The sequence below is a fragment of the Nesterenkonia pannonica genome (assembly GCF_019575955.1).
Taxonomy (GTDB): domain Bacteria; phylum Actinomycetota; class Actinomycetes; order Actinomycetales; family Micrococcaceae; genus Nesterenkonia; species Nesterenkonia pannonica.
The window spans coordinates 2,224,947-2,247,874 of record NZ_CP080575.1 but is presented as its reverse complement, the minus strand read 5'-3'; the positions used below and the strand labels follow the sequence as shown (position 1 = coordinate 2,247,874).

Annotated in this window: 28 protein-coding genes, 1 tRNA gene, 1 other RNA gene and 3 pseudogenes; 20 read left to right on the top strand and 13 right to left on the bottom strand. The window is 65.4% G+C overall.

Annotated elements, in window-relative coordinates; translation table 11 throughout:
- The first annotated feature begins 34 nt into the window (after nt 1–34).
- From K0H76_RS16055 to K0H76_RS16020, 8 genes and pseudogenes are all read left to right on the top strand, one after another.
- Entirely contained in the window at nt 35–268 is a 234-nt protein-coding gene (locus tag K0H76_RS16055) for a DUF3107 domain-containing protein (RefSeq protein WP_146341221.1), read from the top strand.
- Nucleotides 265–1,826: pseudogene (locus K0H76_RS16050) on the top strand (DEAD/DEAH box helicase). Before K0H76_RS16055 ends, K0H76_RS16050 begins: the two are co-directional and overlap by 4 nt.
- An 8-nt stretch (nt 1,827–1,834) precedes the next feature.
- Complete coding sequence (locus K0H76_RS16045) at nt 1,835–2,416, top strand: hypothetical protein (protein WP_258933626.1); 582 nt, start codon at nt 1,835–1,837, stop codon at nt 2,414–2,416.
- Between the two features lie 188 nt (nt 2,417–2,604).
- Entirely contained in the window at nt 2,605–2,901 is a 297-nt protein-coding gene (gene groES, locus K0H76_RS16040) for a co-chaperone GroES (protein ID WP_146341224.1), read from the top strand.
- Nucleotides 2,902–2,941: 40 nt separating this feature from the next.
- Nucleotides 2,942–4,537 carry a chaperonin GroEL gene (groL, locus tag K0H76_RS16035; protein ID WP_258933625.1) on the top strand — a complete coding sequence of 532 codons (1,596 nt, stop codon included), beginning with the start codon at nt 2,942–2,944 and terminating at the stop codon, nt 4,535–4,537.
- A 210-nt stretch (nt 4,538–4,747) separates the two neighbouring features.
- A pseudogene (locus K0H76_RS16030) lies at nt 4,748–6,097 on the top strand (IMP dehydrogenase).
- On the top strand, nt 6,061–6,201 hold the full coding sequence (locus K0H76_RS16025) for an IMP dehydrogenase (protein WP_258933624.1): 141 nt from the start codon (nt 6,061–6,063) through the stop codon (nt 6,199–6,201). Before K0H76_RS16030 ends, K0H76_RS16025 begins: the two are co-directional and overlap by 37 nt.
- Nucleotides 6,201–7,336 (top strand): annotated as a pseudogene (locus K0H76_RS16020) (GuaB3 family IMP dehydrogenase-related protein). Before K0H76_RS16025 ends, K0H76_RS16020 begins: the two are co-directional and overlap by 1 nt.
- A gap of 80 nt (nt 7,337–7,416) precedes the next feature.
- On the opposite strand, the gene K0H76_RS16015 reads toward K0H76_RS16020, so the two are convergent.
- From K0H76_RS16015 to ffs, 5 genes are all read right to left on the bottom strand, one after another.
- The gene (locus K0H76_RS16015; protein ID WP_258933623.1) at nt 7,417–7,683 is read right to left on the bottom strand and encodes a hypothetical protein; all 267 of its coding nucleotides are present in this window, start codon (nt 7,681–7,683) and stop codon (nt 7,417–7,419) included.
- A gap of 141 nt (nt 7,684–7,824) precedes the next feature.
- Nucleotides 7,825–7,995 carry a hypothetical protein gene (locus K0H76_RS16010; protein WP_258933622.1) on the bottom strand — a complete coding sequence of 57 codons (171 nt, stop codon included), beginning with the start codon at nt 7,993–7,995 and terminating at the stop codon, nt 7,825–7,827.
- Complete coding sequence (locus K0H76_RS16005; protein ID WP_258933621.1) at nt 7,940–9,505, bottom strand: hypothetical protein; 1,566 nt, start codon at nt 9,503–9,505, stop codon at nt 7,940–7,942. The genes K0H76_RS16010 and K0H76_RS16005 overlap by 56 nt, the downstream gene beginning before the upstream one ends.
- 17 nt (nt 9,506–9,522) lie before the next feature.
- Nucleotides 9,523–9,645 (bottom strand): hypothetical protein, encoded by a 123-nt coding sequence (locus tag K0H76_RS16000; RefSeq protein ID WP_258933620.1) that lies wholly within the window; start codon nt 9,643–9,645, stop codon nt 9,523–9,525.
- A 637-nt stretch (nt 9,646–10,282) separates the two neighbouring features.
- Nucleotides 10,283–10,378: signal recognition particle sRNA small type (gene ffs, locus K0H76_RS15995), an RNA gene on the bottom strand.
- A 60-nt stretch (nt 10,379–10,438) separates the two neighbouring features.
- Between ffs and K0H76_RS15990 the strand changes: the two genes are divergently transcribed.
- The 3 genes from K0H76_RS15990 to K0H76_RS15980 all read left to right on the top strand — a co-directional run bounded on the left by K0H76_RS15990 (nt 10,439) and on the right by K0H76_RS15980 (nt 11,433).
- Entirely contained in the window at nt 10,439–10,765 is a 327-nt protein-coding gene (locus K0H76_RS15990) for a tyrosine-protein phosphatase (protein ID WP_258933619.1), read from the top strand.
- Nucleotides 10,766–10,778: 13 nt separating this feature from the next.
- Entirely contained in the window at nt 10,779–11,240 is a 462-nt protein-coding gene (locus K0H76_RS15985) for a tyrosine-protein phosphatase (protein WP_258933618.1), read from the top strand.
- 105 nt (nt 11,241–11,345) lie between these two features.
- A tRNA-Ser gene (locus K0H76_RS15980) sits at nt 11,346–11,433 on the top strand.
- Between the two features lie 161 nt (nt 11,434–11,594).
- On the opposite strand, the gene K0H76_RS15975 is transcribed toward K0H76_RS15980, so the two are convergent.
- Nucleotides 11,595–12,656 carry a Fic family protein gene (locus K0H76_RS15975; RefSeq protein ID WP_258933617.1) on the bottom strand — a complete coding sequence of 354 codons (1,062 nt, stop codon included), beginning with the start codon at nt 12,654–12,656 and terminating at the stop codon, nt 11,595–11,597.
- A gap of 307 nt (nt 12,657–12,963) precedes the next feature.
- On the opposite strand from K0H76_RS15975, the gene K0H76_RS15970 reads away from it, so the two are divergent.
- Nucleotides 12,964–13,377, top strand: coding sequence for a hypothetical protein (locus tag K0H76_RS15970; protein WP_246836175.1), 414 nt, complete (start codon nt 12,964–12,966; stop codon nt 13,375–13,377).
- On the opposite strand, the gene K0H76_RS15965 is transcribed toward K0H76_RS15970, so the two are convergent.
- Nucleotides 13,304–13,807: a thermonuclease family protein gene (locus tag K0H76_RS15965; protein ID WP_258933616.1), complete on the bottom strand. Its 504-nt coding sequence runs from the start codon at nt 13,805–13,807 to the stop codon at nt 13,304–13,306. The genes K0H76_RS15970 and K0H76_RS15965 overlap by 74 nt on opposite strands.
- A 449-nt stretch (nt 13,808–14,256) precedes the next feature.
- On the opposite strand from K0H76_RS15965, the gene K0H76_RS15960 reads away from it, so the two are divergent.
- On the top strand, nt 14,257–14,703 hold the full coding sequence (locus K0H76_RS15960) for a hypothetical protein (protein ID WP_258933615.1): 447 nt from the start codon (nt 14,257–14,259) through the stop codon (nt 14,701–14,703).
- Between the two features lie 188 nt (nt 14,704–14,891).
- On the opposite strand, the gene K0H76_RS15955 is transcribed toward K0H76_RS15960, so the two are convergent.
- The 6 genes from K0H76_RS15955 to K0H76_RS15930 all read right to left on the bottom strand — a co-directional run bounded on the left by K0H76_RS15955 (nt 14,892) and on the right by K0H76_RS15930 (nt 19,464).
- A complete protein-coding gene (locus K0H76_RS15955; protein ID WP_258935449.1) occupies nt 14,892–15,131 on the bottom strand; it encodes a hypothetical protein in 240 nt (79 codons plus the stop codon).
- A 56-nt stretch (nt 15,132–15,187) separates the two neighbouring features.
- Complete coding sequence (locus K0H76_RS15950) at nt 15,188–15,859, bottom strand: hypothetical protein (RefSeq protein WP_258933614.1); 672 nt, start codon at nt 15,857–15,859, stop codon at nt 15,188–15,190.
- 70 nt (nt 15,860–15,929) lie between these two features.
- On the bottom strand, nt 15,930–16,916 hold the full coding sequence (locus tag K0H76_RS15945; protein ID WP_258933613.1) for an ABC transporter permease subunit: 987 nt from the start codon (nt 16,914–16,916) through the stop codon (nt 15,930–15,932).
- A complete protein-coding gene (locus tag K0H76_RS15940) occupies nt 16,916–18,046 on the bottom strand; it encodes a betaine/proline/choline family ABC transporter ATP-binding protein (RefSeq protein WP_246836176.1) in 1,131 nt (376 codons plus the stop codon). Before K0H76_RS15940 ends, K0H76_RS15945 begins: the two co-directional genes overlap by 1 nt.
- Nucleotides 18,047–18,175: 129 nt before the next feature.
- On the bottom strand, nt 18,176–18,727 hold the full coding sequence (locus K0H76_RS15935; RefSeq protein ID WP_258935448.1) for an MFS transporter: 552 nt from the start codon (nt 18,725–18,727) through the stop codon (nt 18,176–18,178).
- A 14-nt stretch (nt 18,728–18,741) separates the two neighbouring features.
- The gene (locus tag K0H76_RS15930; protein WP_258933612.1) at nt 18,742–19,464 is read right to left on the bottom strand and encodes an MFS transporter; all 723 of its coding nucleotides are present in this window, start codon (nt 19,462–19,464) and stop codon (nt 18,742–18,744) included.
- A 32-nt stretch (nt 19,465–19,496) separates the two neighbouring features.
- On the opposite strand from K0H76_RS15930, the gene K0H76_RS15925 reads away from it, so the two are divergent.
- The 7 genes from K0H76_RS15925 to K0H76_RS15895 all read left to right on the top strand — a co-directional run bounded on the left by K0H76_RS15925 (nt 19,497) and on the right by K0H76_RS15895 (nt 22,924).
- A complete protein-coding gene (locus K0H76_RS15925) occupies nt 19,497–19,937 on the top strand; it encodes an allophanate hydrolase subunit 1 (RefSeq protein WP_258933611.1) in 441 nt (146 codons plus the stop codon).
- Between the two features lie 85 nt (nt 19,938–20,022).
- Nucleotides 20,023–20,436 (top strand): hypothetical protein, encoded by a 414-nt coding sequence (locus K0H76_RS15920; RefSeq protein ID WP_258933610.1) that lies wholly within the window; start codon nt 20,023–20,025, stop codon nt 20,434–20,436.
- A 183-nt stretch (nt 20,437–20,619) separates the two neighbouring features.
- On the top strand, nt 20,620–20,973 hold the full coding sequence (locus K0H76_RS15915) for a biotin-dependent carboxyltransferase family protein (RefSeq protein WP_258933609.1): 354 nt from the start codon (nt 20,620–20,622) through the stop codon (nt 20,971–20,973).
- A 127-nt stretch (nt 20,974–21,100) separates the two neighbouring features.
- On the top strand, nt 21,101–21,433 hold the full coding sequence (locus tag K0H76_RS15910) for a hypothetical protein (RefSeq protein WP_258933608.1): 333 nt from the start codon (nt 21,101–21,103) through the stop codon (nt 21,431–21,433).
- Between the two features lie 272 nt (nt 21,434–21,705).
- Nucleotides 21,706–22,401: a hypothetical protein gene (locus tag K0H76_RS15905; protein ID WP_258935447.1), complete on the top strand. Its 696-nt coding sequence runs from the start codon at nt 21,706–21,708 to the stop codon at nt 22,399–22,401.
- Complete coding sequence (locus tag K0H76_RS15900; RefSeq protein ID WP_258933607.1) at nt 22,380–22,700, top strand: hypothetical protein; 321 nt, start codon at nt 22,380–22,382, stop codon at nt 22,698–22,700. Before K0H76_RS15905 ends, K0H76_RS15900 begins: the two co-directional genes overlap by 22 nt.
- Nucleotides 22,697–22,924, top strand: a complete 228-nt coding sequence (locus K0H76_RS15895; protein ID WP_258933606.1) for a hypothetical protein — start codon at nt 22,697–22,699, stop codon at nt 22,922–22,924. Before K0H76_RS15900 ends, K0H76_RS15895 begins: the two co-directional genes overlap by 4 nt.
- Nucleotides 22,925–22,928: the final 4 nt, after the last annotated feature.

Genomic DNA, 22,928 nt, shown 5'->3' with positions numbered 1-22,928 from the left:
CTGCACGCCCGGCGCGCCCGTTGAAGGAAGTGGCATGGAAGTACGCATCGGAGTCCAGAACGTGGCCCGCGAGATCGTCGTCGAGACCGAGGCCGCCGCGGAGGATGTCGAGAAGACGATCGCCGAGGCCATCGAGTCCAACAAGCCCCTGGTCACCCTCACTGACCGCCGCGACAAGCGGATCGTCGTTCCGACAGCCTCCATCGGCTATGTAGAGATCGGCTCCGACACCAAACAGAGCGTGGGCTTCGCCGCGCTCGCCGAATGAAAGAACGCATGACAGACACACAGCAGGATTCCGCGGCAGCGGAGAAGACCATCACCTTCTCGGACTTCGCCGTCCGCTCAGAAATAGTCGATGCCCTCTCTGAAAAGGGCATCATCGCGCCATTCCCGATCCAGGCTGAGACGCTGCCGATCGCGTTGGCCGGAAATGACATCATCGGGCAGGCCAAGACGGGCACGGGCAAGACGCTGGGGTTCGGCATTCCCGCACTCCAGCGGGTCACGGCCCCGCACGAGGAGGGCTATGACCAGCTCCCCGTGCCGGGCGCGCCCCAGGCGCTGATCATCGCCCCCACCCGTGAGCTCGCCGTCCAGGTGGCAGGCGACATCACCACAGCGGGAGCGAAGCTCGGTGCGCGCACCGCGACGATCTACGGAGGCCGTGCATACGAGCCGCAGATCGAGGAGCTTCAGCGGGGGTCGAGATCGTCGTCGGCACTCCGGGTCGTCTGATCGACCTGCAGCGCCAGAAGCATCTGAACCTGAAGAACGTCCGCATCGTGATCCTCGACGAGGCCGATGAGATGCTGGATCTCGGGTTCCTTCCGGATGTGGAGAAGCTGCTGTCATTCGTGCCGGAGGTGCGGCAGACCATGCTGTTCTCCGCGACGATGCCCGGCCCGGTGGTCTCCATGGCTCGCCGCTTCATGTCGAAGCCGACGCACATCCACGCAGCGGACCCTGAGGACGAAGGCGTGACGAAGAAGGACATCCGACAGGTTGTCTACCGCGCGCATTCGCTCGACAAGGACGAAATGATCGCCCGCATCCTCCAGGCGGAGGGCCGTGGCCGGTCCATCATCTTCACCCGCACCAAGAGGCAGGCTGACAAGCTCTCGCTCGAGCTGATCTCACGAGGCTTCGCAGCCGGAGCGATCCACGGCGACCTCGGGCAGGGCGCCCGTGAGCAGGCTCTGCGCGCGTTCCGCAACGACAAGGTGGATGTGCTGGTGGCCACCGATGTGGCGGCCCGCGGCATCGACGTCACAGACATCACCCACGTCATCAACCTGACCTGCCCAGAGGACGAGTCGATGTACCTTCACCGCATCGGCCGCACCGGCCGCGCCGGGAAGAAGGGCACTGCGGTGACGTTCGTGGACTGGGAGGACATGCCGCGATGGAGCCTCATCAATAAGGCGGTCGGCCTGGACATCCCCGAGCCTGTGGAGACCTACTCCTCGAGCCCGCACCTCTTCGAGGATCTCGACATCCCTCAGGGGACCAAGGGTCGTCTGCCTCGCCACAAGCGGTCAAAGGTCTACCTGGAGGCCGAAGCTGTCGAGGATCTCGGCGGCCCGGACAGCGAGCGCAGCGCCGGCAGGTCCGGAGGCGGCCGCGGAGGCCGTTCGGGCGGAGGCCGCTCCGAGGGAGGCCGCAGTCGCAGCCGTCGTCGCAGCGGTGACGGCGCGGCCGAGCAGAAGGCCCCGTCCCCGAGAAGGCGTCCGGCGAGGGCGCCAAGGACGGCGCTCAGCGGAAGCGTCGGCGTCGGCGCCGCACAGGCGGCTCCGCAGGCGCTTAAGAAGCCAGCTGAGAGCTGAGCGGCTCGGTGGGCGAGCTGTTCAGCATCCTGGCGGTGTGCACGGGCAACATCTGTCGCTCACCCGCCATGGAGCGACTCCTTGCGCACATGTTTGCCGAAGAGGACAGCGTGATCGTCCGCTCGGCGGGAACGTTCGCCCACAGCGGCTGGGACATGCAGCCCGGCACCCGGCAGCGGCTGGAGTGGGCGGGAGCAGCGACGGACGGCTTCGTCGCTGAGCAGACGACCCCTCAGATGCTGAGGGGTGCCGATCTGATCCTCGGAGCGACGCGCGAGCACGTGCGAGACATGCTGGCTGATGCTCCGGAAGCCGCTCCCCGGACCTTCACGGTCAGGCATTTCGGCCGCATCACGGCGCACATTCAGGATGATGAGCTTCCAAGCGCCGGCTGCCGCAGACCGGCTGAAGGCGCTGGTCGCCCTCGCCGACGCCCGGCGCGATCGGACAGGCCCTCTGGGGAGGAGTCCGACGTCGTGGACCCGTACATGCTGCCCGAGGATGTGTACGACCAGGCCTTCGACGAAATCTGCGAGCCGCTTGGGCGGCTGGCGGAGAAGCTGGGCATGCCCGCCCCGCCGTGCGCGTGAACAGCAGCCCTCGGAGTTAGCACTGTGCTTGATCGAGTGCTAACGGAGTCATATAGTTTGGCTTAGCACTCATCGTCAGTGAGTGCTAAGCCGAAGGATGAGCCGCCGGCACCCGCGACGACGGTCGGTCACTCCCGAGGCGTGCAGCAGTCCAAGCATTCACACCATGTGCAAAGGAGAGAGCTGAAATGTCAGTCTCTATCAAGCCCCTCGAGGATCGTATTGTTGTCCGCCCACTGGAGGCCGAGCAGACCACCGCGTCCGGCCTGGTGATTCCGGACACCGCCAAGGAGAAGCCCCAGGAGGGCGAGGTCGTGGCAGTGGGCCCCGGCAAGTTCGACGACAAGGGCGGACGCCTCCCAGTCGATGTCGCCGAGGGCGACGTCGTCATCTACTCGAAGTTCGGCGGCACCGAGGTCAAGGCAGGCGGCGAGGAGCTTCTCGTGCTCAACGCCCGCGACGTGCTGGCCAAGGTCGAGAAGTAAACCCACTACCCGCTCGACTCTTCCAGAGGAGTACACATCCATGCCAAAGCAGCTGCTTTTCGGCGACGATGCTCGCAAGGCCCTCGAGGCCGGCATCGACAAGCTCGCCGACACCGTCAAGGTTACGCTGGGCCCCAAGGGCCGCAACGTGGTCCTGGACAAGTCCTGGGGCGCGCCCACCATCACCAATGACGGCGTGACCATCGCCCGCGAGATCGAGGTCAAGGACTCCTACGAGAACCTCGGCGCTCAGCTGGCAAAAGAGGTCGCAACCAAGACCAACGACGTGGCTTACGACGGAACCACCACCGCCACCGTCCTCGCTCAGGCTCTGGTCAAGGAAGGCCTGCGCAACGTGGCCGCCGGGGCCGCTCCGGGCGAGATCAAGCGCGGCATCGAGGTGTCCGTGGACGCCGTGACTCGCCGCCTGCATGAGAACGCTCGCGAGGTTGAGGGTCAGCAGACCGCCAACGTCGCCGCAATCTCTGCGCAGAACGACGAGGTGGGCGAGCTCATCGCTCGCGCCTTCGAAGCCGTGGGCACCGACGGTGTCATCACCATCGAAGAGGGCTCCACCACCACCACCGAGCTGGACATCACTGAGGGGATGCAGTTCGACAAGGGCTTCCTCTCCCCGCACTTCGTCACCGACGCTGAGCGTCAGGAGGCAGTGCTTGAGGACCCATACATCCTGATCCACCAGGGCAAGATCTCCAACATGCAGGAGTTCCTGCCCGCGCTGGAGAAGGTCCTTCAGACCAAGAAGCCGCTGTTCATCATCGCCGAGGACGTTGAGGGCGAAGCTCTCTCCACACTCGTGGTGAACAAGCTGCGCGGCACGCTCTCCGCTGTGGCCGTCAAGGCTCCCGGCTTCGGCGACCGCCGCAAGGCCATGCTCGAGGACATCGCGGTGCTGACCGGCGCCACGGTCATCACCGAGGACCTGGGCCTGAAGCTGGAGCAGGTCAGCCTGGACGACCTCGGCACCGCACGCCGGGTCACAGTGACCAAGGATGAGACGACGATCGTCGACGGCGCCGGAAGCAAGGAGGACGTCGACGGCCGCGTACAGCTCATCAAGGGCCAGGTCGAGGCGACGGACTCTGAGTGGGACCGCGAGAAGCTGCAGGAGCGTCTGGCCAAGCTGGCCGGAGGCATCGGCGTGATCAAGGTCGGCGCAGCCACCGAAGTTGAGCTCAAGGAGCGCAAGCACCGCATCGAGGACGCTGTCTCCTCGACGCGTGCCGCACTTGAGGAGGGCATTGTCGCCGGAGGCGGCACCTCCCTCATCAACGCGCTGACCGTCCTTGATGAGGACCCGGCAGTGACCGACCTCAAGGGTGACGCAGCAGCAGCAGTCGGCATTGTGCGCCGCGCACTGGTGCAGCCGCTGCGCTGGATCGCGCAGAACGCCGGACAGGACGGCTTCGTCATCGCGTCCAAGGTGTCGGAGCTTGAGGCCAACCACGGCTTCAACGCGAAGACCGGAGAGTACGGCGACCTGATCGCAGCTTGCGTCATCGACCCGGTCAAGGTCACGCGCTCCGCTCTTCAGAACGCAGCATCCATCGCAGCTCTGGTGCTCACCACCGAGACGCTTGTGGTGGAGAAGCCCGAGGAGGACGAGGACCACTGATCCTCTGATCCCTCTGCATAGGGGCCGGTCCGGGTTTTCCCGGGCCTACCTATGCGTCTGTGCCGGGCCGGGTCCTTGTGAGCTGCTGCGGCCAGTAGACTTGTCCCTGATTCCCGCAGCCACGCCAGATTCGTTTTGGGAGAGACTTTGACCGATACCCCCGCCGAGGTGCGCGACCCCTTTGCCCTGACCGGCCTGACCTACGACGATGTGCTTCTGCTGCCCGGCGAGACCGACGTCATTCCCTCCGATGCGGATACCGCCACTCAGTTCTCCAAGCGAGTCACCCTGAACTCGCCTGTGGCCTCAGCGGCGATGGACACTGTCACCGAAGCCCCATGGCGATCGCCCTGGCCCGTCTCGGGGATCGGCATCATCCACCGCAACCTCTCCATCGAGGAGCAGGCCAAGCAGGTCGACCAGGTCAAGCGGTCCGAATCGGGAATGATCAGCGACCCGGTCACCATCTCCCCGGACGCGACGATCGCTGAGCTGGACGATCTCTGCAGGCATTACCGCATCTCCGGGCTGCCCGTGGTCGACGAGCACGGCACGCTGCAGGGCATCATCACCAACCGCGACATCCGATTCCTGCCGGACGAGGAGTACGCCACCACGCGGGTGTCGGCAAAGATGACGCTCGCCCCGCTCATCACCGCACGCGAAGGTGTGGAGCGCGAAGAGGTCATCCGTCTCTTCAGCAAGAACCGCATCGAGAAGCTGCCTCTGGTCGATGATGACGGTCGCCTGACCGGGCTGATCACCATCAAGGACTTCGACAAGGCCGACAAGTATCCGCAGTCCACGAAGGACGACGAGGGCCGCCTCCGCGTGGGAGCGGCCGTCGGATTCTTCGGCGACGGCTGGGAGCGCGCCATGAGCCTGGTCGAGGCGGGCGCCGATGTGCTGGTGGTGGACACCGCCAACGGGCACACCCGCGGTGTGCTCGACATGATCGCCGCGCTCAAGAGTGAGCTTACCGCCGCGCACGTCGATGTCATCGGCGGGCAGGCGGCGACGCGCGCCGGGGCGCAGGCTCTGGTCGACGCGGGCGCCGACGCGATCAAGGTCGGCGTGGGGCCAGGCTCCATCTGCACCACGCGTGTGGTGGCTTAGCGTGGGCGTTCCGCAGATCACCGCGATCTACGAGTCCTCCAAGGCAGCGGCTCCGGCGGGGTGCCTCTGATCGCCGACGGCGGTCTGCAGCACCCCGGAGACATCGGCAAGGCACTGGTGGTAGGCGCCAACTCCGTCATGCTCGGGTCTCTGCTGGCGGGTGCGGCCGAGTCGCCGGGCGACCTGGTGTTCTACAACGGCAAGCAGTTCAAGGCCTACCGGGGCATGGGCTCTTTGGGAGCAATGCAGACCCGCGGGAAGAACACCAGCTTCTCGAAGGACCGCTACTTCCAGGCTGATGTGCCCAGCGATGAAAAGCTCATCCCGGAGGGCATTGAGGGTCAGGTGCCCTACCGGGGCCGCTCTCTGCGGTGCTGCACCAGCTCACCGGCGGGCTGCGCCAGACGATGTTCTACGTGGGCGCGCGCACCGTCGATGATCTGAAGCGCAAGGGAGAGTTCGTCCGGATCACCTCTGCGGGCCTGAAGGAGTCGCACCCGCACGATGTGATGATGACCGTCGAAGCACCTAACTACAGGACCAAGTGATGAGCACCGAACTTCCTATCGGATTGGCCAAGACCGCGCGCCGTGCGTGGGCGTTGGACGATGTCAACGTAGTCCCCACACGCCGGACTCGGGCGTCCCAGGACGTGGACCTGTCGTGGCAGATCGACGCCTTCACCTTCGATTCGCCCGTCATCGCGGCACCTATGGACTCGGTGATGTCACCTGCCACCGCCATCGCGCTGGGACGACTGGGCGGTTTGGGGTGCTGAACCTCGAGGGGCTGTGGACCCGCTACGAGAACCCTCAGCCGATTCTCGATGAGATCGCAGGTCTTGAGGCCAAGGAGATCTCCCGCAGAACACACGCCGCCTCCAGGAGCTCTACTCAGAGCCAATCAAGCCTGAGCTGATCACCGCTCGCCTTGCCGAGATCCGCGAGGCGGGGGTGGTGGTCAGCGGGTCGCTCACCCCTCAGCGGACCCAGGAGTTCTACCAGACGGTGGTCGACGCCGGGGTCGACATGTTCGTCATCCGGGGCACCACCGTGTCGGCTGAGCATGTCTCCTCCCAGGCGGACCCGCTGAACCTGAAGGAATTCATCTATGAGCTCGATGTGCCGGTGATCGTCGGCGGAGCTGCGGGTACACCCCGGCTCTGCACCTGATGCGCACCGGTGCTGCAGGCGTCCTAGTGGGCTTCGGAGGCAGTTCGGCGTCTACGACCCGTCGCGCGCTGGGCATCCGGGTGCCGATGGCGACTGCGATCAGTGACATCGCAGCGGCCCGGCGGGACTACCTGGACGAGTCGGGCGGACGCTATGTGCACGTCATCGCCGACGGAGGTCTCGGCACCTCGGGCGACATCGTCAAGGCACTCGGAGTGGGGGCTGACGCGGTGATGCTGGGCACGACGCTGGCCCGTGCCGAGGAGGCTCCCGGGCGGGGCTGGCACTGGGGCCTGGAGGCCGTGCACCCGGACTTCCCGCGCGGGCACAGGACTCGGGTGGGCACCGTCGCGCCCCTGGAGGAGCTGCTGTGGGGCCTGGTCACCACACGGACGGCACATCCAACCTCATGGGCGGTCTGCGCCATGCGATGGCGGCGACCGGCTACGTGGATCTGAAGTCATTCCAGCGGGTCGAAGCGACGGTGAGCCCCTCGGCACAGGGCCACTGAGTCCTTCGAGGACAGCACTGCAGAAGGCGTGGGCGCCTGCTACCCCATAGGAGCGGGCGCCCACGCCTATGCGCGGGGTGTCAGTCGAAGAGCTCGAGGTCCTCTCGGGCGCGCAGGGCCACCAGTGCGGCCCCCGCTCCGAGGAGGATGATGGCTCCGAGGAGGATTCCGCCGACTGTCGCACCGGTCCGAGCGAGCGTCACCACCTGCTGGTCGGTCTGCTCCTCCTCGACCTGTGTCGGCGCGGGTGCGGTGACGGTGAGCTCAGCGGAGCCGTAGATTCCGGAATCCTGGCCGGTCACCTCGACGGTGTAGGTGCCGGGCTCAGTCTCCTCGGGGATCGTCACCTGGGTCTCGGCGGCTCCTGCTCGTCGGCGGGGACCTCTCCGAGTTCGGGGTTGAAGGCGATGAGAAGCTCCTCGCCTGGACCGTACCCCCTGCGCTCACGGTGAGCTGTTCGCCTACCGTGACGGTGTCGGGGCTGAGCGTCACTGAAGCGTCGCCGGAGTCCGATGCGTCAGGGGCAGGGCTCTGAGGGCCTGCGTCCCCGTCAGCTTGGTCTGTGGGGCCGGGGAGACGGCGTCGTCGTCTTGGTCCTCGTCCTCATCCTGGTCCTCCCCGTCGTCGCGGGGCTCTCCGGTGAGGCGGATGTCGGCCACGATGGGGTCGTGGTCGGAGGATCGCCAGGGGTCCGTCCGGAACAGGTCCGAGGCGCTGGAGTTGAAGCGGCTGTACTCCAGGGCGATGGGCTCCACGGCGTTGATCTGCCAGATCTCGGAGCGGGCGACTGTATCCGTTGCGCTGGGCGAGGAGATCAGGTGGTCCAGGAGCCCACCTCAGCGTCGAACATGTAGGAGTGCTGGCCGGTGGCAGCAGAGACGTTGGTGTACCCCTGGTCGAAGAAGACGCGCAGCGGGTCCTCCTGCTCGTAGGAGTTGAAGTCGCCCATGAGGTGCACGTTGTCCACTCCGGTGGACTCGCTGAGGGCGTCGGCGAAGGCCTGGACGCCCTCAGCCTGGTGGATCCTGTCGAGGTTCCACGGTGCCTGGCCGTCGCCCTGGTCAGCGTTGGGGAGCCCTCGGGGACCCCTGAGGCACCTTTGGACTTGAAGTGATTGACGATGGCGAGGAACTGGTCCGCTTCGCCGCCCTGCGTGGGCTGGAACTGAACGGCGAAGGGTTCGCGTGCGTTGGAGTAGATGTCGGCGAGATCCCGGTCGAGACTTTCGAAGTGCTCAGCATCGAGCTCTTCGATTCCCTCGTCGAAGAGGATCCAGGAGTCGATGACTTCCAGCGCCTCGGGCTTGTAGATGTAGCCGTTGCGGATGACGTCCTCATCTTCGATGGAGGGGACGTTCTCGGGTTCGACCACGTAGTCCCAGGCCTCGTAGCCGAGGTCTGCGTTCAGTGCGTCGACGAGCTCGGCGTGAGCATAGTCGCGGTCCTGTTGGTGGAAGTGCCCGGAGTTCTCCATCTCCTGGAGGGCGACCATGTCGGCGTCCATCGCGTTGATGGCCGAGACGATCTTCGACTGCTGGCGCTCGAAGGATTCGGTGCTCCAGGCGCCCCGCACTTCGCACCAGTCGGCAGTGGTGGGGCTGCCGTCGCGGTCGGCGTAGAAGTCGCAGCCCGGCTCGTCCTCGCCGAGGTGGACGAAGTAGTTCAGCACGTTGAAGCCTGCGATGCGCAGATCGGCGGCCCGCGGTGCGGGTGTCTCACTGCCGGTGCGGGTGTTCTCGAAGCTCGCCGGCGTGGCCTCGTCCTCGGGCCCGTCGAGTAGGCTGGTGGGCTGGAGGCGATATTCGCCGTGGTCGTAGTCGACGATCACCGGCTGCTCCCAGCTCACCTGCGCGCCGACCCGCACCGGGCTGTCGGCGGTGATGTAGGGCAGCTCCAGGTCGGAGTTCTGGAGATCGGCCGTGGAGCCGTCGTCGAGGTAGAACAGCCGTTCGCTGTTGCGGGCGGCCCGGGCGTTAGCCTCAGCGCCGGGGAGACGACGCTGGTCGGGTTGAAGAGGGGTCTTCGCCACGACGATGCCGATCTCGCCGTACTGGTGAAGGGTGTAGTGGTCGGTGACCGTGTAGGTGCCCTGGGGCTCAATGAGCATGCCCATGATGGCGTCCCGCTCTTCCGATGTTTCTGGGAAGGCAATTTCGGCGGGCTCCACCACGGGATTCTCGTCTTCGATCAGGGCGAGCTCGTGGTGGGGGCGTCATCCGAGCCGGGGAAGAGGCTGATCTGCGGCTGGTCGTTGTAGGTGCCGGCGTCGCCGGTGATCTCGACGTAGTCGCCGGGCTGGACGTCGTCCACGCTGGTCGGGGCGTAGACGAAGATCGCGTCGGAATAGTCCGAATCGTCGCCAGTCTCGGGGACTGGATGTAGAAGCCTCCGAAGCTGCGCTCATCCGGGTAGACGCCCGTGACGACGCCGCTGGTCGTCACAGCCTCGTCCTCAGCGCCCCGTCGATCAGTGCGTTGACGTCCTCAATGGACTGAATGTTCTCGTCCGTCTCGTCTTCGTCGGACGCCTCATCGTCTTCTTCGGCGGTGGCTTCCTCGTTCGGCTCGTCGTCCTCGGGGGCGAGGGCTCCTCGGGAGAGGGAGGTTCGTCCTGGGACGAAGTCTCGTTCTCTTCGCCTTCCGCATCACCCGTGGCAGTGCCAGTTGGAGTCGGAGTGCTCGTCTCCGCACCTTCAGGATCGGGCTCACCTGACTCCGTGTCACCAGTCGGCTCGGATGCGCTCGGGGCACTCGCTTCACCGGTGCCAGTGGGCTCCGCTGTCTCTTGGGCCGCTGCCGGGGCACTGCCGAGCAGGGCGACTGCGAGGGCTGAGGCAGTCAGGCCGGAAAAGAGACGCGAGCGCATGGGTTCAAGAGTACCGAGAGGGATGAGAAGTTCCGGGACGCCGCCCGGGAGGGTCCTGCGTGTGACGCGAGCACGCTGGGCACGAAAAGGCCCCACGCGCACCTGCCAGAGCCCGCTTACCCTTGCTACCTTCCGGTCCTGGGGAGTTAGGCAGGATGGCACCACGCGTGGGGCCGGACTCAATGTTACCTGCCCGAGCCCGCCTGAGGCGAACCTGGGGCGGATAGTATGAGCCTCGATGCCTGACAACCTGACTGCCGCCCCCGTGTCCGATCCTGCTCAGCCTCTCGTCAATATTCGTGACCTGGGCGGCATCAAGGTGGAGGGAGGCTCGGTGCGCCAGGGCTGGCTGTGGCGCTCCGACGATCCGACGCTCTCACCCCAGGAGGAGATCCGCTCGCTGGCCGAGCGAGGTGTCACCGCCGTGCTTGACCTGCGCTCCACCCCGGAGTCCCAGGCGTCGCCGCACTCGACGGCCGAATCGTTCGGGATCCGTGCCCACCACCTTCCTCTGGCGGAGGCGGCTGTGCACCCGATGGCCCTGATCCAGGCCGCCCCAGAGTGAAGTCCCCGGTGATGTGGGCCGGTGGTACGCCGCATTGGTGCGCGATCACTCGCAGGAGGTCGTCCAGGGCCTCAGCGTGATGGCGGAGAACGACGGCGGCACGCTGTTCCACTGCGCGGTTAGCAAGGACCGGACCGGGATCCTGGCCGCGGTGGTGCTGACGCTGCTGGGAGCAGACCGGGACGTCGTGGTGGAGGACTACGCGCACACCGAGCAGAACCTCGCCGCCATCTTCAGCCGACTTGCGGGTGCCGCCTACATCCGTGCGCGGGCCAGCAGTGCGCAGATCAGCGAGGAGGAGCAGAAGGCGCATGAGTTCTTCGCCTCGGACCACCCGCTGCTCGGAGCGACGCCTGAGTCCATGGACGCGATGCTGACTGACCTCGGAGGTCAGCGCGGAGTGATGAGCCTCCTCGGCCGTCACACGCAGGCAGACCCGCTGGTCGAGCGGCTCCACCTCAAGCTTGTGCGCTGACGCGGTGCTGACTCTGACGGGGATGTGCGTTCCGGCGGGGCTTTCGTATACGATGTATTTCGCTCTTCATCGGATTGATCCGGTGAGGAGTTCCAGCAGAATCAGGGTGACGTGTCCGAGCGGCCGAAGGAGCAACGCTGGAATCGTTGTGTACGGCAACCCCGTACCGTGGGTTCAAATCCCACCGTCACCGCTGAAGAAGAGGGCCTCTCCGCAGTCAACGCGGAGGGGCCTCTTCTGTGCTTGAACAGGCGCATCCCGAAAGGGCACGTCCGCCGGGAGCATCAGAGGCAGTGCGTCTGGTCTTTGTGGCACCTTGCTGTTCTCAAAAGGGCCTCGCGTCCTCCGCGAGTATTAGAACAGGGTCTCATCAGCAGCTTCTTGGCCATCCTCGACGAGGAGTTCCATGAAGCGTGTGTTGATAAAGATCCGTTCACGGCCTACCCGGAAGTCCTGGAGCACACCTTTATCAAGAAGTGCCGTCAGCCACTTTGTGGCGGTCGGGCGAGAGACATGGCACGCGTCCATCACATTGACTATTCGGCAGTAGGGCTGCTCGAACAAGACATCCAAGAGTCCTACGTGACCGCCACTGGCCAGGGCGTCGCCTATCTCATGTTTCATCTCATTCTGAAGCTCGCGGATGGCCTCAATCTTCCTCAGCGTCGAGTCTGCTGTTTCCCGGACGGCCTCGAGCATGTAACCAACCCATTCCGTCCAGGCGCCCTCGGCCGTAACGCCTAGGAGCCGTCGGTAGTATTCGTTCTTGTTCTTGATGATGAACCGCGACAGATATAGGACGGGGAAATCCAGCAGGCCAGCTGCTACGAGCATCAAGACGTTCAGCACGCGCCCTGTACGACCATTACCGTCATCGAAAGGGTGTATCGCCTCAAACTGATAGTGGGCTATAGCCATTCTGACGAGCGGGTCGTACCCCTGACCCGAATTGACGAAGAGCTCCCAGTCGCTCAGTTTCTCGTCAATGACGGCGTAACCTTCCGGCGGTGTATATATAGGCGTCCGCGTCGCAGGGTCTCCTATGTAGGTCCCTCCGCCGGTCCGTAGGTCAATTGTGTGCAGCTTGATGATTGAGCAGATGTCCCGTGCCGTATTGGTGGTGATGATGCCGCGCCGTTCCACCATCTGGAAGCCTTCAAAGAGGGCCGTCCTGTATCGCAGGGCCTCGCGGGTTGCAGGGCTAGCCGACGATTCATCATTTGCATGCATGAACAGCTCGTCGGTAGTCGTGACTATGTTCTCCACCTCCGAGCTTGCTTGAGCCTCGAGGAGTGGAATCGCGTTGATCAGAACCGAAGCATTTGTCATGGACCGTGCCGCTTCGTTCATTGCCGCCAAAGACGCCCGCGCCTCAATAGCAAGCTTCAGAGTCTCCACGGTCTCTACGTTGGCCACCGGAGGTAGTTTCGGGAGCTCGTTGTAGGGAGTGGCGGCGTTCCATGACGACATGCCAAAAACTAGCAAGACAGCAGTGATGTGTAAAGAATCTGCCATATTTTTTAAACGTCACGAACTCATGTCAACGTATGTGCATGGATTATCCACAGGTTCGAGTGTGCTAGAGGATCTCCCCGAGCACATCTGGGTCCACTTGCCCACAGGTGTTCCGGCTTGATCTTGCGGTCCGTCAGTCCACAACCATCGATTGCCTGACAGGCCCCGCAGGCTCGTGTTCTACAGCTCGTAGAAGTAGACTGGGTCCATGACTTCGACCGCTGACGCCAAGAGTCCTATGCCCCGCCTGACCTTCATCACCGGCGGCCTGCTCGTCATCGTGGGTGTGGCGGGCTACCTGTTCTCCATGCTGAACGACACCCAGCACTTCACCGCCCTGATCCCCTCCGTGGTGGGCCTGCTGCTGCTGGCGTCGGGCGCCCTCGCCCTGAAGAACCTCATGGCCGGAATCCACGTCGCCCTGCTGATCGCGCTCCTGGGCGCCCTGTCGATGGCCATGCCGCTCATGAGCCTCGGCGAGCTCTTCGCAGGCGAGGCCGAACGGCCGGGAGCTGTGATCGCCGCGCTGATCACGCTCATTGCGCTGGTCATCTACCTGATTCTCGGAGTGCGCAGCTTCCTGGCCGCTCGACGGTGGAAGAAGAGCAGCACAGCCGCCTGACCATCAGGTCACAGGTAGTCCGGAATCTCGGCACACAGGGAAGGCCGTCGGCAAACACCTGCTGTTTAGCGGCCTTCGCCTCGTCCCAGGCGCGCTCGATCGTTGCCAGGAACCTGTCGTTGGGCTCGTAGTACGCAGGAGCCCCATAGCCGTCGAGGGCCATCTGCTCGTTGATGAACAGCCCCTCCGCATAGACACCAGCCAGAAGGCGGCCGTAGTGGTCACGCACGTCGTGGTCGAACTCCAGAATCAGCTCATCTCCGGGGCTGATCAGCTGGGCGATCCGCGCGCTGGCCTCCGGGCCCAGGCACTCGACCGGTCGGTCAGGGTGAACAGACTCAGGCGTGTCGATGCTGAGCAGGCGCACACTCTCCTCCACCCCGTCGAGCAGCACCACGACGGTGTCCCCGTCGATCACGCGTTCCAGCACCGCTTACTGGGGCTCGGCGTAGTCGCCGTCTGCTCGCGCTCCATCGTCCCGGCTCTGCAGCCAGCTCAGGGAGGCGGCAGCGGCGATCACCACCAGCAGCACGACGAGCCAGAGGCGGACGCCTCGCGGCGGTCGCCAGCGAGTCTGGTGGGGAGTTCGGCGGACATCCCGACAGGCTAGCCCTCTTCAGGAGGTCGCACCGAGGCCTGTCCACAGGCCCGGAGACTCATCCGCAGGGCGCACCTCGCCCACCGTCGGCAAGCCGAACAGCGCTTTCTTCCCATTTCGAAGAACGGCCAATCTTCTCTCGCACAACGGGGGTCAGACCCGCTTTCTGCTGTGCAGACTGGTTTCACCAGGCGATGACCGCATCGCATACGTGACAGCTCAAGGACGAGCCAGCACGGACAGCCAGCAGCAGCACGACTGAACTGACAAAGGAGTCAGCCATGAGCACCCACATCACCATCACCGCTGATCCTGCTCCCCGCCAGGACGAGGTCTTCACCGAGAGCCTCCTGGCATTCCTCGGGCAGCTGCACGACGAGTTCGGCGCTCGAGTCGCCGAGCTTCGGGCCCATGGGGACGCCAGCACCAAGGCTCAGGGAGAGGCCGAGCGCTTCGCCGCCTCCTGGTCCGCGGTGGTCGAGAAGCACCTCACGGAGCCACCCTGCACGTACATCGCCCCCGCGGGCTGGCTCGCCTGGAGACCCGCATTCAGGCTGATGGTGCGCCCACCTCCGCAGGCATCGTTGACTTCGGGCTGCACCTGCACCGCAACGCCCGCCGCCTGCTGGACGAGGGCCGCGCGCCCTTCATCTCCCTTCTCGGCATGGAGTCCGAGAGCGAACTGCGCATGTGGCAGGACCTGTTCCACCGGGCCGAGCAGCTTTTGACCTGCCCGACGGAACGGTCCGCGCCATCTGCTTCAGCGCCGCCAGCATTCAGGACGAGGAGGATGCGCACCAGGATTCGCAGGCCGTTCTGACCGGCTGAGACGCTCCTGCGAATGCACTGAGGCCCGGTCCCCAGGGACCGGGCCTCAGTGTGTCGTGCTCAGACGTGAAGGCTGTCGATCAGCTCGTCAGACCGTCCACGTAGTCGCTGTTCTCGTCCATCCACTCTTCGACAAGGTCACGGGGTCACCGTCTGCCTCGCCGCCGAAGGTGTGGCCCAGCAGGTCGTTGAGCATCTCGGTGTCCATGTCGAAGTCCTCGAGCCACTGAGTCACCTCAGGGTGGTCGTCGGAGAACCCGTCACGGGCCACGATGTGCAGACCCTCTTCGTCGCCCAGAGTGCCCTCTGGATCCTCGAGGTCGCGGATCTCGTACTCGCCGTAGGTCCAGTGCGGACGCCACAGGGTGACGACGACGTTCTCGCTTAAGCGCTCATCTGGCTGTCCAGCTCGGCGATCATCGCGGAGGTGGAGGAGGTGATGAAGTCCATGTCCTCCAGGCCGTAGGTCGGGATGACCTCGTTCTCCGTGGCGTCGGTCAGGCCAGCGCCCGGCTCGATGCCGTAGATGGTGTTGTCGAACTCGTCGGCGTTGTCGGCGAGCTCCTCGAGGGACTCGATGGGAGCATCCTCGTTGACGGCGATGGTCAGGTAGACCTCGTCGTTCCAGGTGCCGAGGTCTTCGAGGTCGTCGCCGTACTCCTCCCAGTAGGACTCGTGGGTGATGGGCAGCCACGCGTCGAGGTTGACGTCGTAGTCGGCGTTGGCGAGGCCTGCGTAGGCCACACCTGCCTCAGACTCCTCAATGTTCACCTCGTAGCCCTCCTCCTCCAGGAGGATCTCCCAGAGGTGGGTGGCGACGATGCCCTCTTCCCAGCCGGCGAACATGGAGAGGGTGATCTCCTCACCGTCGCCGCCTACCTCAGCGTCGTCGCCAGCTTCAGCGTCGTCGCCGCCGTTCTCGTCAGTCTCGACGTCGGCGTCCTCGGCCTCTTCGTCGTCTGCGTCACTGTTGTCGTCGGCGCAGCCGGTGAGGGCCACCCCAAGCACGGAGAGCACTGCGGCGGATTTGATGAACTTTGAATGTGCGAGTGTCATCTTCTTGATCCTTTCTACTTTTTCTCTTATCGGGTTCGGAAGGTCTATAGGTGTCAGCGGGGCCGAATGATCACGTCTTGGCTCGGCCGGAGTGGGCGGTGATGCGGTCAAGGAACATGGCCAGGACGACGACGCAGATCCCGGCCTCCACACCGAGTGCCAGGTCGTTGCCGGAGAGAGCGCGGACCACCTCGCCGCCGAGCGCACCTGCTCCGACCATGCCCGCGATGACCACCATGGACAGGCCCAGCATGATGACCTGGTTGATGCCTACCATGATGGTCGGCACCGCCAGCGGCAGCTGGATCTGGCGCAGGATGCGTGAGGTGGACGCGCCGAACGCTTCGCCTACCTCCACCACCTCGTGATTGACGCCCCTGATCCCCAGCTCGGTCAGTCGTGCTGAGGGAGCCATGGAGAACAGGATGGTGGCCACCATGCCCGGCACTACGCCGACGCTGAAGAAGGCGATGGCAGGGATGAGGTAGACCATCGGGGGCATGGTCTGCAGGAAGTCCAGCACGGGGCGCAGTCCAGCAGAGAACGTGCGGGAGTAAGCGGCAGCGATGCCCAGCGGCACACCGATGACGATGGAGATCAGGGTTGCCACGGCCACCAGGGCCAGGGTGTCCATCGCCTCCTCCCACAGGCCGACGCCGAAGATCAGCGTCATGCCGACCAGGGTTCCCAGCGCGAGCTTCCACGACTTGGCGAGCCACGCGATGGCCGCGAACACCACGGCGACGATGTACCACGGCGGCAGGTGCAGCCCGCCGAGGATGAGTCCCAGCACCAGCGCTGTGCCCAGCCCCAGGCGCCATGACTTCGCGGCGAAGCCGAGCCCGAGCCCAAGGAGCAGCGCCAGAATCAGCGGAGACCATTCTGGGACCTCTACGGGGAGGACGGATGCCAGCCCGTCTGTGATGATGTCGAACAGCATCCGCATCAGGTCCGCCAGCAGGCCCAGCGGAGTGTCGAAGACGTCTTGGATCCAGTCCTCGGCGGTCTCGGTCCAGTCGCCGAGCGGGATGCGGAAGTCGATTGCCTCGTCAGCCATCACGCATCCTCTCCTGCAGGCTTGACAGTCGATGTCTCGGGTTCAGGAACCGTGGGGTGGGTGCCTGTCTCCGGCGGCGCCATGGCCTCCAGCAGGTTGGCCAGCTTCACGTAGCCCATCTGGACCGGTTCGCCGTCGCGGCCGTCGCCCTCCACGGCCACAGCTCCGTCTGAGCGGATGGCCACCGGGACAAGCTCCTGGAGCGTCATTCCGGCTTTGACGGTGGTCGTGCGTGCGCGGACCTGCTCCTCCTCTGAGAGTGCCGCAGGCGGAACCATGACAGATTCTGCGGTGAGCACTCTGGTGCGGTCCACATCTGCGATGAAGGACGCCACATAGTCGTCTGCGGGTTTGGAGAGGATGTCTGCTGGGGTGCCGATCTGCGCGATCTCGCCGTCCTTCATCACGGCAATGCGGTCGCCCAAGTACATGGCCTCATTGAGGTCGTGCGTGATGAATACGATCGTCTTTCCCAGCTCTTCCTGCAGGTGCAGCAGCTGTCCCTGCATCTCTCGACGAATCAGCGGATCCAGTGCGGAGAATGCCTCGTCCATGAGCATGATGTCCGTGTCGGCCGCCAGGGCACGGGCGAGGCCGACGCGCTGCTGCATGCCTCCGGAAAGCGCGTCCGGATAGTGGTCGGCCCACCCCTCGAGGCCTACCTTGCTCAGGATATCTCCGGCGCGGCGGCGTCGCTCAGCCCGGTCCACGCCCTGAATCTCCAGGCCGTAGGCCGCGTTGTCCAGCACTGTGCGGTGCGGGAACAGGGCGAAGTGCTGGAAGACCATGGCCAGGTGCTCACGTCGCAGACGGCGCAGCTCGGTCTTATTGGCGGCAGTGATGTCCTGGCCCATGATCTTCACCACCCCGTCCGTCGGCGGCTGCAGCCCGTTGAGCGTTCTGATCAGGGTGGACTTGCCCGAGCCGGAGAGGCCCATGACGACGAAGATCTCGCCCGGGTTCACGTCGAAGCTCGCGTCGATCACGGCCGCGGTCCCCTGGGAGGTCAGCTCCTGCCGCGTGGCGCCCTCCTTCAGGCGCTTGACTATCTGCTTCGGCCTGCGGCCGAAAGCCTTATATACGTTCTGGACGCTCACTGCTGGTGCAGCGGCATGGTCGCTTTCGCTCAAAACCTCATACTCCCTCTGGTGCAATAACCAACGCTTCAACATAGCAAAGCACGTATTTCTCGCGATGAATATGACGTGTCAGCACCTCTGCCCGATTTGGCCCTGACAATGATCCTCAGCGACGAGGGTCTACGGAGGGCACGATGCCTGTCTCGGGGCGCCGCTGCCCGGCCAGCGGGCCGCGTCCGTGCACCCCTGCCGCACGCGGTACCGGCCGTGCACCAGCCAGTAGAGCACCAGGTTCAGCGCAATGACCGCAGCGCAGGCCGCGTACATGAACTGATACCCCATGGCCTCCACGACAGGCCCCAGCATGAGCGGGGCAAAGCCGAATCCCACATCCATGCATATGAAGAATGTGGAGACACCAATACTGATTCGGTGGGTCGGCAGGGCATTTGCAATGACCGCCTGGAGCGCCGGCAGCATCGTGCCGAAGCCGCCGTAAACCAGCACTCCTCCCACGTAGAGCGCCCAAGAACCGGGTGCCCAGGCGGTCAGGGCCATAGAAGCAACAAAAAGGCACAGGGCTGGGTAGATCACCGAATTGTCGCCGTACCGGTCCTGGATGCGTCCGGTGAACAGCCGCGTGATCAGCATGCCGCCCGAGTAGAGCAGAAAGTAGACCGAGGCGGCATCGAGCATGCCGAGCTCTCGAGCGTACCCGTTGAGGAACGTCATCACGGAGGCGAATGTCAGACCCAGCAGCATGGCCACCAGGGCCACGGGGAAGATGCGCGGTTCGATGATGTCCGAGGGGCGTAGCGACAGTGCGGCCCACCAGCCGGTGCCTGGTCGTCTGATCTCCGGAATGCGCATGACGACGGCCAGCGCGAACGCCAGGGCGGAGAGTGCGCTGACCACCCAGAACATCGCGTCGAACCCGTACCGCTCGGAGAGCTGCAGGGACAGCAGGGGCCCAGCGCAGGTGGGAGCGCATTGGCCAGGAGGTAGTAGCCCGAGCCCTCGCCCCGACGAGATTTGGGAATGATGTCGAAAACCGACGCCGTGAGAGCCGTCTGCGCGAATCCCAGAGCGATGCCGTGAACGATGCGCACGGTGATCAGAAGCTCGTAGGAGTCCACGCCGAGGTAGGCGACAGTGGCGAGGGTGAACACGGCCAGACAGGTGATCATCACTCGCTTGCGGCCCAGCGTGTTCACATACTTGTAGGCGAAGACCCGGGCACCCAGGGCGCCCACCACGAACGCGCTCGCTGCGAAGCCTGCTGCGGTCTCCCCTGCGGAGAACTCTGCTGCCGCGTAGACGGCCATGCCCGTCACCAGGGTGAAGAAGGTGGTGGTGATCAGCAGGTTGATCAGGGTGGCGAAGAGGAAGTCCCGCGTGAAGAGCCGAGGCTTCGGTTCGGGGTCCTTCGGCTGTGGAGCACCTTGACCCTTCGACGTATCATCAACCACGTCTTTGATTGTGCCACGAGGAGCCCAGCCCCATGCCTGATGCCGTTCTGCCTGCAGGTCAGCGGGCGCTGATCGCAGAGTTCGGCACACTCTCCGAGGTCCTGGCCTTCCACGATCAGGTGAAGGCTTCGCCGCTGCCCGGCCAGACCGAGACGGTGGCGGCCGCGCGGACCGTGCTGCTGGCGTTCCGCTCCCACAGGGAGGCTGTGGCAGGTGCCAAGCAGGTCCGGCGCATGAAGCTGCGCACACCGCGCCACGACCATGCGCCGCAGATCGACGTGCGCGTGCACTACGACGGTGAGGACCTCGAACCGCTCGCCCAGCACCTGGGGACCTCGCCTGAGGCACTCATCAGCTGGCACACCAGCACCGTGTGGGTGGCCGCGTTCGGCGGGGCCGCACCCGGCTTCGCCTACTGCGTCCCCGAGGAGCTGGCGCGTCGCAGGCGCCCCGCAAGTCTGAGCTGCTGGTAGGCGGAGAGCTGATCCCCAAGCGCTCCTCGCCCCGTTCGGCGATTCCGGCCGGAGGCGTGGTGCTGGCCGACGAGTTCTCCGCAGTGTGCCCGCGCAGGACGCCGGGGACTGGCAGCTGATCGGCACCAGCGACGCCGATCTGTGGAACCTGGAGCGGGGCGGGCCCGGAGGCCCCGCGCTCATCCGGCCCGGTGACCGGGTGCGGTACGTTCGAGCCGCTGAGCGGATTGAAGTGGCCGAGCGCGCACCGTCGCCGCCGACGACGCGCAGCCCGATGCTCGAGGTGATCGAGCCGGGTGCGCAGACCCTGATCCAGGATGTGGGCCGCAAGGGCTGCGCCAACCTGGGGCTGCCCGCTCCGGTGCCGCCGATGTGGCTGCGCTGCGGCAGGCGAATCAGCTGGTCGGCAATGATGACGGCGCCGCGGCGTTCGAGGTGCTGTGGGAGGCTTCGCTCTCGAGGTGCATCAGACCTGCGTCTTGGCGGTCACGGGCGCTGAGGCGGAGCTGGAGATCAGCTCGCCGGTGCCGCAGGACAGGTCGAACATGGCAGTGGCGGGCACAGGGGCTGCCCCGCTTGAGGAGCAGAGGCAATGTCGTGAGGCCGCCCAGCGAGCGCCCTTCTGGATGCATGCGGGGAGCGGCTTACCATTGCGCAGCCGTCCGCGGGGCTGCGCAGCTACGTGGCCGTCTCCGGAGGGCTGGAGGCGGCGCCGACGCTCGGGAGCAGATCGACGGATACGCTCTCGGGGCTGGGCCCGCCGCCGGTGAGAGCCGGGGAGACCTTCGGCCTGGAGGGCGTGACATCACGGTTCGTGGGCATCGCAGATGTGGCGCGCACGCCGCTGCCCAGCGACGAGACGGTGGTGCTGCGCTTCGCCGTGGGGCCGCGTGAGGCCTGCTTCGCGGACCAGGAGCGCCCCCGGCGGCGCAACCCCGGCCTGGAGACGCTGCAGCAGCAGCGGTGGACCGTCAGCAAAGATGCGGATCGCGTCGGCGTGCGGCTGCTTCCGGAGGAGGGGAGAGGCTGGAGGTGACCGCCGGTGGGCAGCTGCCCAGCGAACCTGTGGTCCGTGGCGCGGTGCAGGTGCCCCCGACGGCCACCCGGTCCTGCTTCTGGTCGATCACCCGGTCGCGGGCGCATACCCGGTCATCGGGGTGGTCGTGCGGGAGGACCTGGGGCTCGCTGCCCAGCTCCGCCGGGGCCTCGGTGAGCTTCCAGGCAGTGGACCCGGAGACCCTCCAGCCCCTCTGATCGACCGGCGGACTGTCACACACCACGCGTTCTGCGCCCAGCGAGTACTGTTCATCAGCATGCGGACTCTCAGACCCTGGCTCTACGCCGGGATCGCGGTGACGGTGCTTGCCATGGTGCTGCTGCCGTACACCCTGCTCACCGGCGTCAATGCGTGGTATGGCAGCTTCCTGCTTTGGACCGTCGGTGCGGCGGCCGTGCTGGTCGCCAGCGCCCTGCTGAGCTTCGGCTGGGAGGACTGACATGGACCCCATCTGGATCTGGACTGCAGTGGCCGCCTACGTGCTGGTCGCGCTCATCGCCGCCGTGGTGTCTCGGGTAAGCAGGTCCTCCAGCATGTCCGACTATTTCCTCGGCGGGCGCCGCATGGGCGGGTTCGTCTCCGCCATGAGCTACTCCGCCACCACCTACAGCGCGTTCATGATGATCGGGCTGGCGGGACTGACCTACAGCCGGCGGCGTCGGCGCCCTCGGCTTCGAGCTGCTCTACCTGTGCGGAGTCGTTCTCATCGTCATCTTCGGACCCCGGTTCTGGCGGGTGGGGAACAGGTACGGGTTCGTCACGCCCACCGAGATGCTCGCCCATCGATACTCGAGCCGTACGGTGGGCGCCGTCACGGCTCTTGCCAGCTGCGTGTTCCTCATCCCCTACGCCGCGGTGCAGCTGGTAGGCGTGGGGTACCTGCTCTCCGGGCTCTCGGGCGGGGCGGTGAGCTTCACGGCCGGGACGGTGCTGGCCACAGCGCTGGCGATCCTCTTCGCCATGGTGGCGGGGCTGCGCTCGGTGGCCTGGACCGACGCCCTTCAGTCCATCGTGATGGTCGTAGGCGCCAGCCTGGTGGTCGTCTTCATCGTCGCCCACTTCGGCGGGGTGGGCAGCTTCTTCGGCGCGCTCTCAGCGGAGCCGGGAGGGGTCCTCACCGTCCCCGGGCCGGGCTTCTTCACGGTCAGCACCTTCATCGGCCTGACGCTGCCGTGGGTGTTCTTCATGATCTCGAACCCTCAGGTCAGTCAGCGCCTCTACACGCCGGGCTCCATTCGCGAGCTGCGACGGATGATGATCGGCTTCATGGCCTTCGGGCTCGTCTACACGCTGATCTCGGTGGTGTGGGGGCTCAGCGCAGTCCTCGAGTTCGACGAGTTGGAGTCCGCCGACCAGGCCACTCCTGCCCTGCTGGCCTCGGGGTGGTGCCCGCGCCGCTGGCGCTGATCGTGATGGTCGGGATCATGGCAGCGGCCGTCTCCACCATCGACTCGATCATGCTGACTCTGTCCTCCATGGTGAGCCGCGACGTCTACCGCGCCGCCCGTCCGGGTGCGGGTGAGCGGGGACAGCTGCTGGTGGGCAAGCTGACGCTGCCGGTGATCGCGGGCTTGGCCTTCTGGTTCGCCCAGCTGCAGCTTGACCTCATCGCAGTGCTGTCGGTCTCCGCCTCAGCCGGTCTGCTGGTCATGGTGCCGCCTATCGTCGGCGCCTTCTTCTGGAAGAGGGCACGGCCCCTGCCGTGATCATCTCCGTCATCGCAGCAGGGACTCTGGTGCTGGTGCTGGAGTACACGCAGACCGCTCTCCTCGGTCAGGGAAGCGGAGTGTGGGGCCTCACCGCCGCCGTGGTGCTCTACGTCGGGATCAGCCTGCTCACCCGCGCGCCGAGGGCCCGAGCAGAGGAGTTCATCGCCTGCTCGAACTCGTCGACGCGCAGCGGTGACAGAGCCGAAACATCGCTGACCTAGAGTG

Coding starts and splice junctions, on each gene's coding strand:
- K0H76_RS15945 (WP_258933613.1), bottom strand. CDS start 16,916: ATGGCTGACGAGGCAATCGACTTCCGCATCCCGCTCGGCGACTGGACC.
- K0H76_RS15960 (WP_258933615.1), top strand. CDS start 14,257: ATGAGCACCCACATCACCATCACCGCTGATCCTGCTCCCCGCCAGGAC.
- K0H76_RS16025 (WP_258933624.1), top strand. CDS start 6,061: ATGTTCTACGTGGGCGCGCGCACCGTCGATGATCTGAAGCGCAAGGGA.
- groL (WP_258933625.1), top strand. CDS start 2,942: ATGCCAAAGCAGCTGCTTTTCGGCGACGATGCTCGCAAGGCCCTCGAG.
- K0H76_RS15935 (WP_258935448.1), bottom strand. CDS start 18,727: ATGACGTTCCTCAACGGGTACGCTCGAGAGCTCGGCATGCTCGATGCC.
- K0H76_RS15990 (WP_258933619.1), top strand. CDS start 10,439: ATGCCTGACAACCTGACTGCCGCCCCCGTGTCCGATCCTGCTCAGCCT.
- K0H76_RS15970 (WP_246836175.1), top strand. CDS start 12,964: ATGACTTCGACCGCTGACGCCAAGAGTCCTATGCCCCGCCTGACCTTC.
- K0H76_RS15925 (WP_258933611.1), top strand. CDS start 19,497: ATGCCTGATGCCGTTCTGCCTGCAGGTCAGCGGGCGCTGATCGCAGAG.
- K0H76_RS15950 (WP_258933614.1), bottom strand. CDS start 15,859: ATGACACTCGCACATTCAAAGTTCATCAAATCCGCCGCAGTGCTCTCC.
- K0H76_RS16055 (WP_146341221.1), top strand. CDS start 35: ATGGAAGTACGCATCGGAGTCCAGAACGTGGCCCGCGAGATCGTCGTC.
- groES (WP_146341224.1), top strand. CDS start 2,605: ATGTCAGTCTCTATCAAGCCCCTCGAGGATCGTATTGTTGTCCGCCCA.